The organism is Vreelandella arcis (assembly GCF_900103865.1).
GTDB lineage: Bacteria > Pseudomonadota > Gammaproteobacteria > Pseudomonadales > Halomonadaceae > Vreelandella > Vreelandella arcis.
Genome location: NZ_FNII01000011.1, coordinates 131,045 through 149,033 on the forward strand (window position 1 = coordinate 131,045; position 17,989 = coordinate 149,033).

The window sequence follows — 17,989 nt, forward strand, 5'->3', positions numbered from 1 at the left end:
GAATGCGTGTCTAAAAGCGCAAACCCTAAGTTATTGGAGACGCTGAGCCGCTGTCTGCTCAGCCGAACTTGGCGCGCCATTAATTAAATGCCGTCTAGTCTATCAAAAAGCCGTTTCGTAGCGAGAAGGAACCCCCTGGTGCGCACCCGTTTTATCAATTTATCCTCATTGGCGCTTCGGCCGCTGGTTATCGGCATGGCAAGCTTAACGTTAGGTGGCTGTTTTTATGCCAACACGTCACAAGCGCCGATTGCCACAACGTACCCTTATAGCGAACAACAACGCATGCAGGCCGCGCATCATTGGAATGTGCTGGCCCGCCACGAAGCCAACCAAATCCTAAAGCGCGAACGGGTACGCTTTCGCAATTTACATATACCGGACGCCTCTCAAGGAGCGACCCATGCCTACAGCGGCGGCGAATTTGGCCGGGGCTTTCGCACCTTGCTGACCAGCGAACTCGTCTCGCGCGGTGCTAATCTGACCACCCAGCCGCAGGCCAACAGCGCCGAGGTTCATATCGACGTTGAAGTCATCAAGCACCGCGACCGAGACTTTGTTCGCCCTCCGGTGGGCGCATTCACCGCGTTGGCAGGCGGTATCGCAGTAGCGGCAATCCCGATTAATCAATGGGCAGAGCCCGCCCTCGGGCTTATCCCTGCCGCCATGGCCGCCGATGTCACCAGTGGAAGCTGGACTCACACCGGAAACGAAGAAGTGATCATCACCACCCAGATTCTCGACGGCGAGCAGATTCTCTATTCCTCGTCGAACATTTATTACATTAACAGCGGTGATCGGCGTCAATACGCCCCCGACCGCGTCCCCACCGCGCCGTCAACGCCGACGGTTTCGATTACGGATGAGTGGTAATAACATGTCTGCGATGTCGATTGCCTTTACACATTTAACGCGCCACCTTACCGCCGCCAAGTGGTTAACGGCCAGCCTATTTGCGCTTAGTCTGACAGGCTGTAGCGCACTAGGGGGCGGTAATATGCAACAACAGGAACCCGATCCTGACCTACCGGAGCTCGCTCAAAAAGCGGCTGAACAAATGGTCGCCAGCAACCCCGAGTTGACGCGCTATAGCCCCATGATTGCCGCTACGTTTGTGAGCATCGATAATTTGAGCCAGTCCTCTACGCTTGGGCGTATTGGCTCTGAACTCATGGCCTCCGCCCTCGGGCGTCAAGGCATGCAAGTGCGCGAAGTCAAAATGCGCGACAGCCTGTTTATTGAAGAAAGCGTCGGCGAGTTGATCCTATCGAGAACGGTTCAGCGTTTAAGCGCACAGCATGATGCGCGTTCCATTTTGATGGGAACCTATGCACAAGGGCTAGATTATGTCTATATCAGCGCGCGGGTGGTACGCTCAAGTGACGCCATGGTGCTGGGCAGTGCAGACTTCCGGCTGCCGTTGAATAATAACACGCGCAGCTTACTAGAGGGTCAGGGCGGCTGGTAACCGTTTAAACTATTTAAATATAAACACCCACGGCGCAAGCGCCGTGGGTGTGAAGTAAAAGCTCTCGAGCGTTAGCCGCAACGCTAAGCCTGCTTGACCTTACTGATAACCCAAAGTAGGACAACCGCGCCGACAATAGCGGTCACCAGCGAGCCAATAAAGCTGCCGGATTGCAGTCCCAGTAAGCTAAACAAAAAGCCGCCTAACACAGCACCCACAATCCCAACGCCGATATTGCCTAGTATGCCAAAACCACCGCCGCGCATGATGTTGCCGGCAATCCAGCCAGCCAAACCACCAATAATTAACCAAGCAATAAAACCCATGTCGCCTCCTTTCTCTATGTGTGGTTACGTTTACTTGCTTGTTCTAACATAGCACACAGCGTTAAGGTCTCGCGCTAATATTGATTGATATATGGCACCGCTGAAAAAGGATTGCCCATGATTCCCGACTCCCTCCAGCAATTGCTTGACGGTGTAGACGGCCAACAGACGTCTCACTGGCAAGGACGCGACCTTGTACTGTTCAATGAACCCTGGGGTGAGTTGATCGTATCGTTACAAGGCGCACAGGTGCTGCATTTTCGCCCCCCACAGGATCGTGGCTGGCTGTGGGTAACGCCCACGCCACAGCCTATGCCGGGGGCCATACGCGGTGGCATTCCGCTTTGCTGGCCTTGGTTCGCCGATGAACGTTACGCGGATGAAACCCCCGACCGTAGCGGCACCTTCCATGGGTTAGCGCGGCATGCCGCTTGGCGGCTTGATGCCGTGGATGAGCATGCCGAGGGAATCGAGCTTCACCTGTCCCCGACTCAGCCGCTCCATTCCCAACTGACGGTAAGGGCAATAGTTCAAGCCAATGCGCAGCGCCTCGCGGTTGAATTGATCAGCGAAAACATCGGTGAAACCCCGGTTAAAATCAGCGGCGCGCTGCATTCCTACCTGGCGGTCGATGATGCTCATCAATGCCGCTTAGAGGGCTTGGCCGGCGCGCGTTACCTAGACAAACTGCGCGATTTTGCAGAAAGCGAACAACAAGGTACTTTGGCGATTCGCGGCCCAGTGGATCGCATCTACCACACCAATGAAGCCGTTATGCTTCACGATGGCCCGCGTACCCTGCGCATCGGCAAACAGTCCAGCGACTCCACCGTAGTATGGCAACCAGACCAACAGCCACCCTCTGATACATCCGTTGAGGCCGCCAAACGCTTTGTGTGTGTCGAAGCCGCCAATACCCGTTTAGATCCGGTATGGCTGGTGCCGGGTGCCCAGCATTTACTGGGCACCATGTTAAGCAGAGCCTAATGGCGCAAGCTAACCGCGTGGCTTTTCTATCCCTGAATAAGGACATCGCGCTATGCGCCAGCCGTTTCGTCGCGAGCTGAGTAATCTGATAGAACGCGGCCGTGACCGCCAACTTCGCTTGGCCGTCACCGGCCTTTCCCAAGCAGGGAAAACGGCCTTTTTGACCTCGCTGGTTAATCAGCTTCGCCACGCGGGCGTGGAAGCGCAGCTAGACCTTCTGCCGGCCGCCCGTGAAGGCCGCCTGCTCGGCGCGCAACGGCTTAATCAACCCGACCTGGGCGTACCGCGTTTTCCCTACGACCCAGGCATGGCTGCGCTGCGCGACACACCGCCGCGCTGGCCAGAGCCCACACGCGGCATTAGTGAATTACGCCTGCAGTTGCGTTACCGCCCTGCGCAACAGGGCTGGTTATCACCCGACATTGCTCACCTCACGCTCGATTTATTCGACTACCCGGGCGAATGGCTACTCGATTTACCGCTGCTGCAACACGATTTTTACAGCTGGTGCCAAGCCCAGCCACTGCACTCGGGCGATCAACGACGCGCCTTGTTTAGCGAATGGCTTGCCGAAGCAGACACCCTCGACCCCACCGCCGAGGCCGATGAGGCCCAGTTGGCAAGCCTTTCTGAGGCGTACGCAGAAGGTTTAAGGCGCGCGAAGCAGGCTGGGTTTTCCAACCTCCAGCCGGGACGCTTTTTATTGCCGGGCGAGCTCGACGGTGCACCGGTCTTGCAGTTTTTCCCGCTGCCCCAGTTGGACATGTCGAAAGAGGCGTTAGAGGCACTACCCTCCAATAGCCTTTATGCCACCTTGGCCGCGCGCTTTCGCTACTACCAACAGCAGGTGGTACGGCCTTTTTACCGCGACCATTTCAGGCGCTTTGACCGCCAGATTGTGCTGGTCGATGTATTAGGCGCGCTCAACGCCGGGCCTGAGCGCTTTGAAGACCTTTCCCAGGCGCTTAGTCAGTTGATGCACAGTTTTGATTACGGCCAGCGCAGCTTGTTGACGCGGCTGTTTGCGCCCAAGATCGATAAGCTAGCCATCGCCGCTACCAAAGCAGACCACGTTACCCCCGACCAACACGGTCACGTGGTGCAGCTACTCGAGGCCTTGTTAGCCGAACCCCTCAAGGATTTACGCTTTGCCAATGTGCCAGTAAAAGCACTCTCGCTCGCCGCGATTCGCGCCACCGAGGCGCGTGAAGTGATGCACAATGGCAAGCGTTCGCCCGCCCTGCGCGGAACAACCCTCGACGGTGAGGACGTGCTGGTCTACCCCGGCGACGTACCACCCCGCTTACCCACTCACGATTTTTGGCAGCAGCAAGGCTTCGACTTTCCCAGCTTCCGTCCCATGGGCGCTGGCTCCGACGCCCTCACCCACATCCGCATGGATGCCGCCATCGATTGGCTGATTGGAGACAAACTCGTATGACCACCCCACAGCCGCGTCAGCACTTCAACGTCGATGAGCCGGTAGCGCCACAAGACGGCCCAGATGCCACGCTGCGCCAGCGCGAAACCTTTGCCCCTACCGACCACCACCAGCCTCTTCCCCCCACTGCGGAAGAGAAGGCATTGCCCGACGCCCGTTTGGGCGCCCCACGGAAACGTCGCTGGGGGCTGATGTTGGCACTGGCCGGCGGCGCGACCCTGGGGACGCTTGAGCTGGTCACAGGCATCCCAGACGCCTTGGCGCAATCTCAGTGGCTGACCATGGCCTGGCAAGTATTTGGAATTGGGTTGATCGGGCTGGGCGGGTTATCGCTACTCAAAGAGTTGGGCCGTCTACGGCGTTTAAAACGCCACGACAAACTACGCAGCGACTTGGCCGAGCTACCCCAGCGCTCAGCCAAGCAAGCCCAAAGCATGGCGGAGCGGCTGAAACGGCAGCTCAAACTGACCGACGATGACCCACACTGGCAGGCCTTTCAGCACGCCTGCCAGCCTCACCATAGCGGCGATGAGATTCAGACATTGCTGCGCTATCATCTGCTTGCCCCCCGCGACCGCGAAGCGCAACGTTTGATTACCCGGATGTCCGGCGAAACGGCGATTATGGTGGCAGTAAGCCCGTTGACGCTGGTCGATATGACACTAGTCGCTTGGCGCAGCCTCGCCATGGTGGATCGGCTTTGCCGGCTTTATGGGCTGGAGCTGGGCTATGCCAGCCGCTTACGGCTGTTTCGCAATGTATTACACAACATGGCGTTTGCCGGAGCCAGCGAGCTGGCCACCGACGCCAGCATGGATATGCTGTCGCTGGATCTAGCCAGCCGCCTCTCAGCACGAGCCGGCCAGGGGCTTGCCACCGGACTACTCAGCGCACGCTTAGGGCTGCGCGCCCAGCGCCTCTGCCGCCCCGTTGCGTTTACCCAAGACGAACAGCCCAAGCTTGCCGATCTGCGTCAAAACCTATGGCGACAGATCAAACGACTCGACAAGGACACAGGCGCCCAGGATCGCTCGACCCAGCGGTAAACCGGCGTTACGGAACCGCCCGTTTGAACGCATTCATACTCCCTCTGCGTTGAAAATCCGTTGGTTTTCAACGCTGGTTAGCGCCATGATGGTTGACCTACTTGGCATCTTGTTGTGACTAAGCAGAGGTATCTTATGAATCACTCGAACGATTCCGAGTCGCCGCCTGGCGCGAACGACATGCAAACCGACTATGTCGTCGGCCAGGACAATATCAAAGGCAATCTCGGCCCTTTTGGTTTTGATATTCACAACCGGGTTTTTGTTGTATCGGCGATTGCTTCCGTCATCTTTATCATCTTGACGCTGCTGTTTCCCGAGCGAGCCGGGAGCACTTTCCAGTCCATCGTCGCCTTCTCCACAGGAACGCTGGACTGGTATTTCATGATCCTGGTAGATTTCTTCATTCTGTTCTGCCTGGCACTGGTCTTCTTGCCCCACGGGTCGGTCAGGCTGGGCGGGCCCGACGCCCGACCGGAGCACAGCTACCTGTCCTGGTTCGCGATGCTGTTCACTGCGGGCATCGGTATCGGCCTGCTGTTCTTCGGCGTACTGGAGCCGGTTTATCATGCCAACGTCTCGCTACCCCTGGGGGTCGCGTCGCCGTTCGGCGCTGATGGAGAACTGAACCCTGAGGCTATTGCTGACGCCAGCGCCTTGGGCCTGGCGGGCACCTATCTTCATTGGGGCATCCATGGCTGGGCTGTGTATATTGTCATGGCACTTGCGCTGGGCATCTTTAGCTATAACAAAGGCCTGCCCTTCTCCATCCGCTCGGCGTTTTTCCCGATTCTCGGGGAACGTGTCTGGGGCTGGTGGGGGCACGTGATCGATATCCTGGCCGTGTTTTCCACCCTCTTTGGCCTTGCCACATCGCTCGGGCTTGGGGCGCAGCAGGCCAATGCGGGGATGAACTTCGTCTTCGGTCTGGAAGTGAGCACAATGACTCAGGTCATCGTCATCGTGCTGGTGACGGCAGTCGCTCTGATATCGGTCTGGCGCGGTCTCGAGGGCGGCCTGAAAAAGCTCTCCGAGATCAATATGGTACTGGCCGTCTTGTTCTTCTTTTTCGTGCTGTTCGCGGGTTCCACCCTAATGGCTCTGAGCGGTTTCTGGGCGGGGCTTTCAACCTATGTCACTGACTTCCTGGCTTTGTCGGCGCCTTTCGGGCGTGACGATGATGCCTATCGCCAGTCCTGGACCATTTTCTATTGGGCCTGGTGGATTAGTTGGGCACCTTTCGTGGGTATGTTTATCGCTCGGGTATCGCGGGGCCGTACGGTACGCGAATTCGTCCTCTGCGTACTGCTGGTTCCTAGCCTGTTCATCTTTGTCTGGATGGGTGTATTCGGCTCAACTGCGCTTGAGCAACTGTATGCTGATCCCGCGGGTAGCCTGGTCAAAGCCTATGTGATCGACAATTACAGACCCGAACTTTCACTGTTCGGCATGCTCAACGAACTGCCGCTGACGGGCCTGATGTCGACCCTGGGCATCGTCCTGGCGCTAATCTTCTTTGTTACCTCGTCGGATTCGGGTTCGCTGGTCATCGATACCATCACCGCCGGCGGCAAGATCGATGCGCCCCGGCCCCAGCGGATGTTCTGGGCGATTGTAGAAGGCCTCATCGCAATCGTGCTGCTCATCGGTGGTGGGTTGACAGCGCTTCAGGCGGGCGTCACGGCCACCGCGATTCCGTTCTCGATTGTGATGCTGTTGATGTGCTACACAATCATCAAGGCGCTCAATGGCGAGCTACGCCATTTGCGCAGCTGAATAAAGAGGCACCCTGCTGGTTTCAGCAGGGTGCCTTTCGTTTTGCTGAAGTCCCCAGGCTAGGGCGCTTACGCCAGACGCTTTTCCGTCTCGGCGTTAAACAGGATCGCCCGCGCCATATCGACCCGGAGTGCTAAGCGCTCGCCGGGGGAAACGGCACACTTGGGCCCCACCCGCGCTGTCACCTCTTGATCGCCCAGCGGCAGGCGCAGCAGCATATCCGCCCCAGTAGGTTCTACCACCGTGACACTGGTGTGCATCAAGGTGCCTTCTGCCTGGGCAGTCAAGCGCTCATCCTCTTCGCTGAAATGCTCGGGACGCAAGCCTAGAACCACTGGTTGCCCCAACTGCTCGGTCATCGCTTCCGTAACCCGAGCTGCCGGCCAGGGCAGACACAAATCTTCCTCATCCGGCGTGGCGATGCGTACCGCATAACCGTCACCATCGCGTTCAAGCATCGCGCTGATGAAATTCATCGACGGTGAGCCCATAAAGCCGGCCACGAACATGTCCACGGGATTGTTGTAGACCTCGTCGGGGCTGCCCAGCTGTAAAATTTGCCCGTCGCGCATCACCGCGATGCAGTCAGCCAGTGTCATGGCTTCCACTTGGTCGTGGGTCACATACACGATCGTAGTGCCCAGGCGCTGATGGAGCTTCTTGATCTCGGTGCGCATATCGACGCGCAGCTTGGCGTCCAGGTTAGACAGCGGCTCGTCGAACAGGTAAACCTTGGGCTCGCGCGCCAAGGCCCGCCCCATGGCCACCCGCTGGCGTTGCCCGCCGGAAAGCTGCGAGGGCTTGCGCTCCAGCAGGTGGGTGATTTGCAGCAGGTCGGCGACCCGCTCGACGGCGGCTTCACGCTCAGGCTTGGGCACCTTACGCATCTCAAGGCCAAAGCTAATGTTTTGACGCACCGTCATGCTCGGGTAGAGCGCATAGGACTGGAAAACCATGGCGATGTCCCGATCCGCAGGGGTTCGCCAGGTCACGTCGTCGCCATCAATGTAAATATTGCCGCTGGTGACCGGCTCAAGCCCGGCAATCGCATTCATTAACGTGGACTTGCCGCAGCCCGATGGGCCCACCAGAATCAAGAACTCACCGGAATCGATCGAGATACTGACATCCTTCAGCACGCGTTCGCTGCCGAAGTCTTTGCATACATTGTGTATTTCTAACGCTGCCATAATGGGTCACCGTATTATTGTTAGCCTTTCACGGAGCCTGCTGTCAGCCCGCGCACGAAGTATTTTCCCGCCAGCACGTACACCACCAGAGTGGGCAGCGCAGCAATCATTGCCGCCGCCATGTCCACGTTGTATTCGCGCACGCCGGTTGAGGTGTTCACCAGATTATTGAGCGCCACGGTGACGGGCTGGGTGTTATGGGCAGAGAACGCCACACCGAATAGAAAATCGTTCCAAATCTGGGTGAACTGCCAAATCACCGAGACCACGATAATCGGCGTAGAGACGGGCAGCAGAATGCGCCAAAAAATACGGAAAAAGCCGGCACCGTCGAGCTTAGCCGCTGCCACCAGCTCGTCGGGAATGCCAACATAGAAGTTGCGAAAAAACAGCGTGGTAAAGGCAATACCAAACACCACGTGCACCAGGATCAAACCCGCCCGGGAGCTAGAAATACCCAGCCAGCCCAGGGTTTGCGCCATGGGCAGCAACACGACCTGAAAAGGAATGAAGCAGCCGAACAACATTAGGGCAAACACCAGCTCAGCGCCTTTGAAGCGCCATTTGGTCAAGGCATAGCCGTTTAACGCACCGATGGTCGTGGATATCAGCACCGCCGGGATGACAATCGCAAAGGAATTCCAGAAGTAGCCACCGACCCCTTCGCAGCGCATCCCGGTGCAGGCTTCCCCCCAGGCTTTGGTCCAGGGCGCTAGGGTGGGATCCTGCGGCAGCATCAGCAGCGTGCCCGCGCTAATTTCACTGAGCGGTTTCACCGAGGTGATCAACATCACCACCAGGGGCAAAAGATAAAACAGCGCGGCGAGAACCAGTACGCTATACACCGCGGCTCTACTGAGGCGCGCGGCGAGCGTTTGACGACGAATCACATTAGCCATGCCGACGGCTCCTCAATTCGGAATACAGGTACGGAATCAAAATCGCCAGCACACCCCCCAGCATCAACATGGCACTGGCCGAGCCCAGGCCAATTTGCGATCGATTAAACGCGTGGGCGTACATGAAAGTAGCAGGCAAGTCCGTCGCGTAGCCGGGGCCACCGCCGGTTAGCGCTACCACCAAGTCAAAACTTTTGATCGCAATATGCGCCAGAATCATCACCGCGCTAAACACCACCGGGCGAAGACAGGGCATCACCACTCGCCAATAAATGCGCGGCAAGCTGGCACCGTCTAACTGCGCAGCTTTGACAATGCTGTCATCAATACCTCGCAGCCCCGCCAGAAACAGCGCCATCACGAACCCAGACGCTTGCCAAACGGCGGCGATTACCAGGGTGTAAATTGCCATATCCGGATCAACAATCCAGTCGAAGCGAAACGACTCGAACCCCCAGCTTTGCACCATGGCTTGGATCCCCAAGCTGGGATTGAGTAACCATTTCCATACCACCCCCGTAACAATGAACGACAGCGCCATGGGATAAAGGTAAACGGTACGCAGCACGCCTTCCTGACGGATTTTTTGGTCTAGCAGCATGGCTAACAGCGCGCCAATCACCAGGCAAATCAACACAAACAGCGTGCCGAAAATCATCAGATTGGTGGACGCCACCCACCAGCGTTCGTTTTGCATCAGCCGGGCATACTGGCCAAACCCAACAAAGTCGTAGCTGGGTAGCATGCGCGAGCTGGTGAGCGACAAAATAAAGGTCCACAGCATGAAGCCGTAAACAAAGAACAGCGAAATGGCCACCGAGGGAGCAAGCACCAAGCGCGGTAGCCACGCCTGCAACCCACCCGACGTCGCGGCACGCGGGGCTTTCCCGGTACGCGTCGTAGCAATGTTTTTCATGGGAAAACGTCCTCGCCAAGAAGCGGTGGCGCCGCCCTAAAGGCGACGCCGTTTAGCGCCTGTCATCGTTGCGAATGAACGTTAGAAAGAGGCTGCTTCAGCCGCGTTGACCAACCGTTCAGCGGCTTCTTCCGCTTGCATGTCTTCGTCGTTGAAATAGTTGGTCACGACATCAAAAATGGCCCCCTGGATATCGGCACGCACGGCCATGCCATGGGCCATGCTGGGCACCAGGCCACCCTCTTCAGCGGTGCGCTGGAAGTCACTGAGCGACTGCTGAGCACAGCTGTCAAATTCGCTCATGTCCAGGTCGGGCCGCGCGGGAATCGACCCTTTGGCCAGGTTGAAGGTTTCCTGGAAGGTCGGTTCAAGCACTAGGCGTGCCAGCGCTTGCTGGGCTTCCTGCTCGTCTTCATCGCTGACCCGGAACATGGCCAGGCTATCGATATTGAAAGCAAACACGTCCTCGGTGCCCGGCGCCGGCGCACACAGGTAGTCTTCGCCAGCCGTCAGGCCACGCGCGGTAAACTCGCCCTTGGCCCAGTCGCCCATCAGCTGCATGGCGGCCTCACCATCAATCACCATTCCCGTGGCGATGTTCCAGTCGCGCCCGGACATACCGTCATCCATTAGCTCGCGCAGCCGCTTGAACTCCTCCAGGGCGTCTACCATCTGCTCGCCGCCCAACGCCTCGGGATCGAGGTCGACCAGCGCGCGCTGATAAAACTCGCCGCCCTGACTGCCAATCACCACGCTTTCAAAGATGGTGGCGTCCTGCCACGCCTGCCCGCCGTGGGCTAGCGGAATATAGCCCGCTTCGCGAATAGCGTCGCCCGCCTCGAACAGTTCATCGAGCGTGGTGGGCATTTCAACCCCGGCGTCGTCTAACACCTCAGGGTTGGCCCACAGCCAGTTAACCCGGTGAACGTTGACCGGCACGGCGACGTACTCGCCGTCATACTGCATGACGTCAGCGACGACGTCGGGTAATAACGCATCCCAACCCTCTGCCTCGGCGACGTCGTTCAGACTGCCTAGCAAGCCAAGCTCGCCCCACTCTTGAATCTCAGGTCCTTTAATCTGTGCCGCTGAGGGTGGATTGCCCGACATCGCGCGGGATTTCAGCACCGTCATGGCGGTTTCACCACCACCCCCGGCGACGGCAAAATCTTTCCACCCGTAACCTTCGGCTTCCATTAACTCTTTCAATACGTTAGCAGCACGCGCCTCGCCACCGGAGGTCCACCAGTGCAGCACTTCGACTTCATTGGCCTGGGTTTGTGCGGCTAAGGTTAGCCCGGCAAGCGTGGTCGCGAGGGCAAGGGTGGTTTTCTTCAACATGGGCATGGGTAACTCCTGCTGTTGTTGTTGTGTATTGTCAATGACATCTAACAGCGTACTGTAAATACGGCCGACTAGGCGTTACCGAGTCCTGCATAGTGTTGAAGGTTTATTACAAGTCAGTAATAGTTTCATGGCGGGGGATCGTCACGGTGACGCAGAGCCCGCCCAGGGGATGGTTCGCTAGTTGAATATCGCCTCCATGGGCTTTGGCGATGTGGCGTGCAATGCCCAACCCTAATCCGCTACCCCCCGTATGGCGGCTACGCGACGGCTCCAGGCGTACAAACGGCGAGAACACCCGGGAAAGCTGTGAGTCGGGAATCCCCGGGCCAAGGTCACGAATGCGGATGGTGACCACGCCAGCGTGCTCTTCTAAGGCTACCTCAGCGTGCTGGCCATAGAACACGGCGTTTTCCAGCAGGTTCGCCAAGCAACGCTTGAAGGCCAAGGGTTTGACAGTCAGCGGCGCGACATGGCCCTGCAGCGTCACGCGACCACCTTGAAGCCGAAGCGCGTCAGCAATGTCGTCTATCAACGGGGTCAGCGCCACGGGTTCGGGCGCTTCATGAAGGTCTAAACCTTTTACCGAGGCTAGCGCCCCTTTAACCAGATTATCCAGTTCATCAAGGGCCGCACAGAAACGTTCCCGCTGAACATCGTCATCCAGCATTTCGGCGCGTAAACGCAACCGGGTGAGCGGCGTTTTTAAATCATGCGAAATTGCCGAAAACAGCCGTTCTCGCTCTTCGATTTGCTCACGAATCCGCCGTTGCATTCGGTTAAACGCCACCGCCGTGGCGGCGACTTCCTTGGGGCCGCTCTCTTTGAGCGGTGGCATGTCCAAATCATCGCCGAGCTGATTTGCTGCCCGGGAAAGCCGTGCTAGCGGCCGGGTCGCGCTGCGAATCCCCAGCAACGACAGCGCAATCACACTAAGCAATACCAACAGCCCCACCAGTACCCGTTCACCGGAAAGCCAGCGATAGCCCGTAAAAATATCCGGCACGCCCAATAACGTGGCCACGTAGAGCCAGGTGTCGGGGGCTAACTCGAGCTGGACGACCAAAATGGGCGGCGAAAGCGGTTCCATCAATAAGCTGTGCTGGCCCCAACGGGGCGGCAGGTCTTTGAGCAACACTTGGTTATTTAATACGCGCAGCGTTTCCGGGCGGGAAAACTCTACCACCACGTCCTCAATATTGAGCTGCTCGGTGAGAATAGTGCGGACATTATCCACCACCACCTGCTTTTCAGGCCCCGAGCCAATGTCCTCGATGGTCAAGCGGCGCTCGTTGATGCTGACGAAAAAGCGGGTGCCGCCCATATTGCGCAGTTGGTCGAGCACGATGTGGCGATAGTCGTAAGGTAGCGAGCGGAAATACTGCATCGTAGAGGCAATGCTGACCGCCATGTTGGTGGATAGCTCATCAAGCTGTCGCAGCTGGCTCGAGCGCACCTGGGACGTCCAAATCGCATAGCTGGCAACCTGTGCGACCAACACGCCCGCCAGCATAATAATCACGAAGCGACCGCGTAGCGTGGTCGGTAGCCAACGTGCGCAACGTCGTTTGAGGGTTTGCCAATGCAGGTATTTCACGCCAGTGCATCAACGCGGGCGGTTAAAATGTAACCCGCCCCTCGGACGGTACGAATCAGCTGCGAATGCTGAGCATCCTCGCCCAGTCGCTGGCGCAACCGACAAACGTGGACGTCAATCGAGCGATCCAGCGGTGGGGCATCACGGCCGCGGGTGAGTGCATACAGATCGTCGCGGGTTAGCACCGTGGCGGGGCGCTCTAAAAAGACTTGGAGGAGCTGGAAGTCGGCCCCGGACAGCGCGGTGCGTTTGCCCTGCTGATCGATCAGTTCGCGGGTCATGCGATCCAACTGCCAGTCGCCAAAGCTCACGCAGCGCGCCTGCTCGGCGCTGGGTGCTGGCTGGACTGGTCGCGTACGGCGTAGCACGGCCTTGATGCGTGCCAACAATTCGCGAGGATTAAACGGCTTGCCTAAATAGTCATCGGCCCCCAACTCCAACCCCAGGATACGGTCGGTTTCATCCGCACTGGCAGTAAGCATGATAATCGGCACGTCGCTGTGTTTACGTACCTCGCGACAAATCGAAAAGCCGTCATCGCCCGGCAACATCAGATCGACGATCAGCAAGTCCGCCGCTGGCTCATGCTGCATTAGCGCCCTCAGCGAGTCGGCATCCTGAGCGGTGAGCACATGGTAGCCATGACGGCCTAAGTAGTCCGCCAGCAGTTCACAAATTTCCGGGTCATCGTCGACGACAAACAGCGTCGCTGACCGCGTTGTGAGAGTAGGTGCTGTCATGGTGGTCGGTGTCTTCGCGACAGGTTGGCCCCACGCGGTTGTTATGATTGGGAGACGATCATGGGCGAGCGAGTCACGGGTGACAAGGCGGCCTCGACTAAGGTTGTAGCCTAGTTATAGTGCAAAGCGCTTCGACAACCATTGGGCGACGGCGGCATCACCATGGTGGCCAATTCGCTCCGCGCCCGAGACCCGATCAAACAATGCCGGATGGGCATTGGCCATCACCTGGGCCTCCCCTGCCAGCTCAAGCATCTCGGTATCGTTGAGGTTATCGCCAAAGGCGAGGCAGGCGTCAGCGGTTAGTCCCAGCCGCTCAAGTAACGACGCCAACGCCACGCCCTTGTTGACGCCACGGGCCATGATTTCCAGTGAATCCATTGTTGAGTAGGTAATGTGCAGTTCATCACCATGAACCGCTTGCGCCTGCACTTCGAGCTCGGCGAGCGCATCAGGATCGCCAAGATAAAGCACTTTACCCACCCCATGACTATCCATTTTCTCAGGTGGCACCACCTCGTAGGAGAAGCCGGTAGAGGCATGCTGTGATAAAAGGTGCGGCGCCTCTGCGTCGATATGCCAACCGCTATCGCGGTATAGGCTCAGCCGGACCTGGGGCGGGCGCGGCAGTTGGATCAAGGTTCGCGCCGGCTCGGGCGCCAGATGCGCGGAGGCTAACAACATTCCAACCGGGTCGTGTACATAGGCACCGTTCGTGCTGATCAAATGAACGGGTATATCCAGTTGATCACGATACACTTTCATATCGTGATAGTGACGCCCAGAGGCAAGTGCTACGTGATGGCCCAGGGCGTAAAGCTGGCGAAGTACGTTAATCGTCTCATCGTGCAGCCGGTGGTCGCTGCCCAGTAGGGTGCCATCAAGATCCGAAACAATTAACCGTGGTGTCATAGCGCGCTCCCGAAAGGTGTCTTCGTAGCTTACCCGATTCAATAACCAGCGTGTAAGTGGTTGACTTACGGTGCTCGCAAGCGACCGACGACAACGACAATTGGCGCAGCCAAGGGGAATCCGTATAGTAGCAATCTACCTTCGCCAATTGATTGACCTCATGCTGCAAAACAATTCCGTGCTTGCTTCACTCAAGCAACAGATTCGTGATACCACTCCTCGTGCCGAAGGGGTGATTAAAGCTACCGAAAAAGGCTTTGGATTTCTTGAAACCGACGACGGTGAATCCTTTTTCGTGCCGCCCCCCGCCATGAAGCAGGTGCTGCACGGCGACCGCGTTGAAGCCGTCATCCATGAAAACGGCGATAAAAAGTCCGTCGAGCCTGAAAAGCTGATCGAAGCCGGGCTCGACCGCTTTGTCGGTCGGGTGCAAAAGCGCGAAGGCCGCCTTGCCGTCGTGCCGGATCATCCCTCGATTCGCAATGTGCTCAAGGCGCGCATCAAAAACAGCCTGGATGAAGCGACCATTGCCGACGGTGACTGGGTGGTAGCCCGCTTGGTGCGTCACCCTCTGAAAGAGAATGACCGCGGTTTCTTTAGCCAAATTGACGAGCTGGTGGCTAAATCAGACGACCCGGCGGTGCCGTGGCGTGTGACCCTGGCTCGCCATGCGCTGGAGCAAGAGTGCCCTGACGCGGGCAGCGAATGGCCGCTGCACGACGAGGGTCTTGTCCGGGAAGATTTAACCGCCCAGCCCTTCTTCACTATCGACGGCGAAAAAACCCGCGATATGGATGATGCACTTCACGTCGCTACTCGCGCCGAAGGCGGCTGGCAGTTGAGCGTTGCGATTGCCGACCCCACCGCCTATGTAGAAGAAGGCCATGCCGCGGATCTGGAAGCGCGCACTCGCGCCTTTACGGTCTACCTACCGGGGCAAAACGTGACCATGTTGCCCGAGCAACTGGCCGATGACCTCTGCTCGCTGTGGGAAGGTAAAGAGCGCCCGGCGCTTGCTTGCTCCCTGGATATTAACGCCGACGGCAGCCTGGGCGACTACCGCTTCTTCGCCGCTAACGTGAAATCCCACGCTAAACTGGCCTACGACCACGTGTCGGACTGGATTGACGGCCAGGGCGACTGGGCCCCGGCGGATGACATTGCCGAGCAACTTACCGCTCTACGCGACCTGACCGAAGCGCGCACCGCCTGGCGCAACGAACATGCGCTGGTGTTTAAGGATCGCCCGGATTACGTCTTCGACCTGGACGATGTGGGCAACGTGCTGGGGATTCGCACGGAAGATCGCCGCATCGCCAACCGCATGATCGAAGAGTCGATGATTGCGGCGAATGCCTGCTGCGCCGACTTCCTCGCTAAACACATCGGTCACGGCATCTTTAACGTGCACCGCGCTTTCGAGCCCGAAAAAGCCGAAGCTGCGCAAGAGTTCCTGGCGGGACAAGAGATTGAGGTGAACCAGGAAGCGTTGACCGACCTCGCCCACTACAAAGACCTGAAGCGTGCGCTTGAAAGCCGTGACGACGCTTGGCTGGATGCTCGCCTGCGCCGCTTCCAGGGCTTTACCAGCATGTCCGCCCAGCCCGGCCCGCACTTTGGCCTGGGCCTGGCTGCCTACGCCACCTGGACCTCGCCGATTCGTAAGTATGGCGATATGGTCAACCACCGCTTGATCAAGCGCGTGCTGAAAGGCGAGCAGGCGCCCGCAGAGGCTAGCCAGCAGCTCACCGAGCAGTTGACCGAGCGTCGCCGTTTGAACCGTATGGCCGAGCGCGACGTCAAGGATTGGCTCTATGTGCGTTACCTAACCCCCGCCGCGCAGAACCAGGACACCTTTGAGGCCGAAATCATGGCCATCAACCGTGGTGGTATGCGCGTACGCCTGCTGGAAAATGGTGCCACCGCCTTTGTGCCCGCCCCCTTAATGCACAGTGACCGCAGCAAAGTGGTCATCGACGACAAAGAGGGCCGGATTCAGATCGAAGGCGAAGAGCGTTACAAGCTTGGCGATCCGCTTCGCGTGGTACTCACCGAAGCCCGCGAAGAGACCCGCTCGCTGGTGGCAAGGCCCGCTGCTTAAGCCAGCCAGTCAACCTACGCGATACACAACAACGGCGCCCAAGGGCGCCGTTGTTGTGTATCTCAGAAGATTAGAATTCCACATGCTTCGCAGCCGAGGGTAAGGTCTTTGCAGTTTTGTAGCTTGATGCCTTATTCGGAATGGCGTCGTCTATCTGGAAAGCAGCTACCATCTCGCGAAGCCGCCCAGCCTGACCCTCAAGGGAAAATGCTGCATTAGTCGATTGCTGAACCAGCGTACTGTTCTGCTGAGTGGTTGAGTCCATCTCAGTAATCGCCGTATTGATCTGTTCGATACCGCTGCTTTGCTCTCTGGTAGCAGAAGACACTTCGGCCATTAGCGTGGCAAGACGCTTGATTACCGCTTCCGTCTCACCAATGGTTGCAGCTCCTCGCTCCGCTTGCTCAGAACATAGCTTTATTTTGCTACGCGTATCATCCAGCATGCTTCGAATCTCAGCCGCGGAAGCGGCACTGCGGCTTGCCAACGCACGTACTTCTGTTGCGACAACCGCAAATCCGCGGCCTTTATCACCCGCACGCGCCGCTTCCACAGAGGCGTTCAAAGCTAGAATATTAGTCTGAAAGGCAATCGCATCAATGACCTCAACGATCTTGTTCATACTAAGCGAAGCAGCCGTCACTTCACGCATTAATTCCACGCTACGGGACACTTCTTCCCCACCGTCATGCATCTGCTGTGATGCATTATAGGCCAATGTATCGGCCTCTTTGGTTGAATCGCTGTTCTGACGAACCGTTGCCGTCATCTCTTCCATGCTTGAAGCCGTTTCCTGCAAGGCTGCCGCTTGCTGCTCCGTACGTGCGGCAAGTTCCTGCCCGCCTTGGGCTATCTCATTGGCCCCGTTCAAGACGCTCTCGCTGGAATCACGTAGCGAGGCGACCAAAATCGTGAGCTCCTTTGTGTCTCTCAAGAGGGAATGATTAGCTACCATTCTCTCTGGCCAGAAGGGTAACCCGTTGGGCTCCTAAGGGGCATTGACCCTGTGTTGTAGATGGGCCCCTTCTGGTTTTTATCTCGTAAATTTGGACGGTATCCAAAGCCCTTCGCACGACGAAAGAGGCTGTACGAACAAGGCGAGACAACGAGATGGCATATATCGGCATTGATGTTAGCAAACAGAAACTTGATTGCCTGTGGGTGCGCGATCTAAGCAAGGGGAAAGTCAAAACGAAAGTATTCCCCAACCGCCATCAGGACTACCCAGGTTTGCTCGACTGGCTCA

Annotated in this window: 16 protein-coding genes; 7 read left to right on the forward strand and 9 right to left on the reverse strand. The window is 57.7% G+C overall.

The window, feature by feature from the left end; genetic code table 11:
* Positions 1-195: 195 nt before the first annotated feature.
* On the forward strand, positions 196-873 hold the full coding sequence (locus BLR97_RS14130) for a hypothetical protein (RefSeq protein ID WP_170833037.1): 678 nt from the start codon (positions 196-198) through the stop codon (positions 871-873).
* 4 nt (positions 874-877) lie between these two features.
* Positions 878-1,468 (forward strand): FlgO family outer membrane protein, encoded by a 591-nt coding sequence (locus tag BLR97_RS14135; RefSeq protein WP_170833036.1) that lies wholly within the window; start codon positions 878-880, stop codon positions 1,466-1,468.
* An 83-nt stretch (positions 1,469-1,551) separates the two neighbouring features.
* Here the strand turns inward: BLR97_RS14135 and BLR97_RS14140 are convergent, their stop codons facing one another.
* Positions 1,552-1,794, reverse strand: a complete 243-nt coding sequence (locus BLR97_RS14140) for a GlsB/YeaQ/YmgE family stress response membrane protein (RefSeq protein ID WP_089707166.1) — start codon at positions 1,792-1,794, stop codon at positions 1,552-1,554.
* Positions 1,795-1,911: 117 nt separating this feature from the next.
* On the opposite strand from BLR97_RS14140, the gene BLR97_RS14145 reads away from it, so the two are divergent.
* The 4 genes from BLR97_RS14145 (at position 1,912) to BLR97_RS14160 (ending at position 7,044) form a co-directional block, all read left to right on the forward strand.
* A complete protein-coding gene (locus BLR97_RS14145) occupies positions 1,912-2,781 on the forward strand; it encodes a D-hexose-6-phosphate mutarotase (RefSeq protein ID WP_089707167.1) in 870 nt (289 codons plus the stop codon).
* Between the two features lie 52 nt (positions 2,782-2,833).
* On the forward strand, positions 2,834-4,222 hold the full coding sequence (locus tag BLR97_RS14150; RefSeq protein ID WP_089707168.1) for a YcjX family GTP-binding protein: 1,389 nt from the start codon (positions 2,834-2,836) through the stop codon (positions 4,220-4,222).
* Complete coding sequence (locus BLR97_RS14155) at positions 4,219-5,268, forward strand: YcjF family protein (RefSeq protein WP_089707169.1); 1,050 nt, start codon at positions 4,219-4,221, stop codon at positions 5,266-5,268. The genes BLR97_RS14150 and BLR97_RS14155 overlap by 4 nt, the downstream gene beginning before the upstream one ends.
* A 180-nt stretch (positions 5,269-5,448) precedes the next feature.
* Entirely contained in the window at positions 5,449-7,044 is a 1,596-nt protein-coding gene (locus tag BLR97_RS14160) for a BCCT family transporter (RefSeq protein ID WP_244511317.1), read from the forward strand.
* Between the two features lie 68 nt (positions 7,045-7,112).
* Here the strand turns inward: BLR97_RS14160 and BLR97_RS14165 are convergent, their stop codons facing one another.
* The 7 genes from BLR97_RS14165 to BLR97_RS14195 form a co-directional block, all read right to left on the reverse strand.
* On the reverse strand, positions 7,113-8,234 hold the full coding sequence (locus BLR97_RS14165) for an ABC transporter ATP-binding protein (RefSeq protein ID WP_089707171.1): 1,122 nt from the start codon (positions 8,232-8,234) through the stop codon (positions 7,113-7,115).
* Positions 8,235-8,254: 20 nt separating this feature from the next.
* Positions 8,255-9,133 (reverse strand): carbohydrate ABC transporter permease, encoded by an 879-nt coding sequence (locus tag BLR97_RS14170; RefSeq protein ID WP_089707172.1) that lies wholly within the window; start codon positions 9,131-9,133, stop codon positions 8,255-8,257.
* Positions 9,126-10,049 (reverse strand): carbohydrate ABC transporter permease, encoded by a 924-nt coding sequence (locus BLR97_RS14175; RefSeq protein ID WP_089707173.1) that lies wholly within the window; start codon positions 10,047-10,049, stop codon positions 9,126-9,128. Before BLR97_RS14175 ends, BLR97_RS14170 begins: the two co-directional genes overlap by 8 nt.
* 81 nt (positions 10,050-10,130) lie before the next feature.
* Entirely contained in the window at positions 10,131-11,396 is a 1,266-nt protein-coding gene (locus tag BLR97_RS14180; RefSeq protein WP_089707174.1) for an ABC transporter substrate-binding protein, read from the reverse strand.
* A gap of 106 nt (positions 11,397-11,502) precedes the next feature.
* A complete protein-coding gene (locus tag BLR97_RS14185) occupies positions 11,503-12,906 on the reverse strand; it encodes an ATP-binding protein (RefSeq protein WP_089707189.1) in 1,404 nt (467 codons plus the stop codon).
* Positions 12,907-12,986: 80 nt separating this feature from the next.
* Positions 12,987-13,730: a response regulator gene (locus tag BLR97_RS14190; protein WP_089707175.1), complete on the reverse strand. Its 744-nt coding sequence runs from the start codon at positions 13,728-13,730 to the stop codon at positions 12,987-12,989.
* 114 nt (positions 13,731-13,844) lie between these two features.
* Positions 13,845-14,642: a Cof-type HAD-IIB family hydrolase gene (locus BLR97_RS14195; RefSeq protein WP_089707176.1), complete on the reverse strand. Its 798-nt coding sequence runs from the start codon at positions 14,640-14,642 to the stop codon at positions 13,845-13,847.
* Between the two features lie 160 nt (positions 14,643-14,802).
* Here BLR97_RS14195 and BLR97_RS14200 point away from each other — a divergent pair, with 160 nt between their 5' ends.
* Entirely contained in the window at positions 14,803-16,743 is a 1,941-nt protein-coding gene (locus tag BLR97_RS14200) for an exoribonuclease II (RefSeq protein WP_089707177.1), read from the forward strand.
* A 70-nt stretch (positions 16,744-16,813) separates the two neighbouring features.
* Here the strand turns inward: BLR97_RS14200 and BLR97_RS14205 are convergent, their stop codons facing one another.
* Positions 16,814-17,650 (reverse strand): methyl-accepting chemotaxis protein, encoded by an 837-nt coding sequence (locus BLR97_RS14205; protein ID WP_244511318.1) that lies wholly within the window; start codon positions 17,648-17,650, stop codon positions 16,814-16,816.
* Between the last annotated feature and the right edge of the window lie 339 nt (positions 17,651-17,989).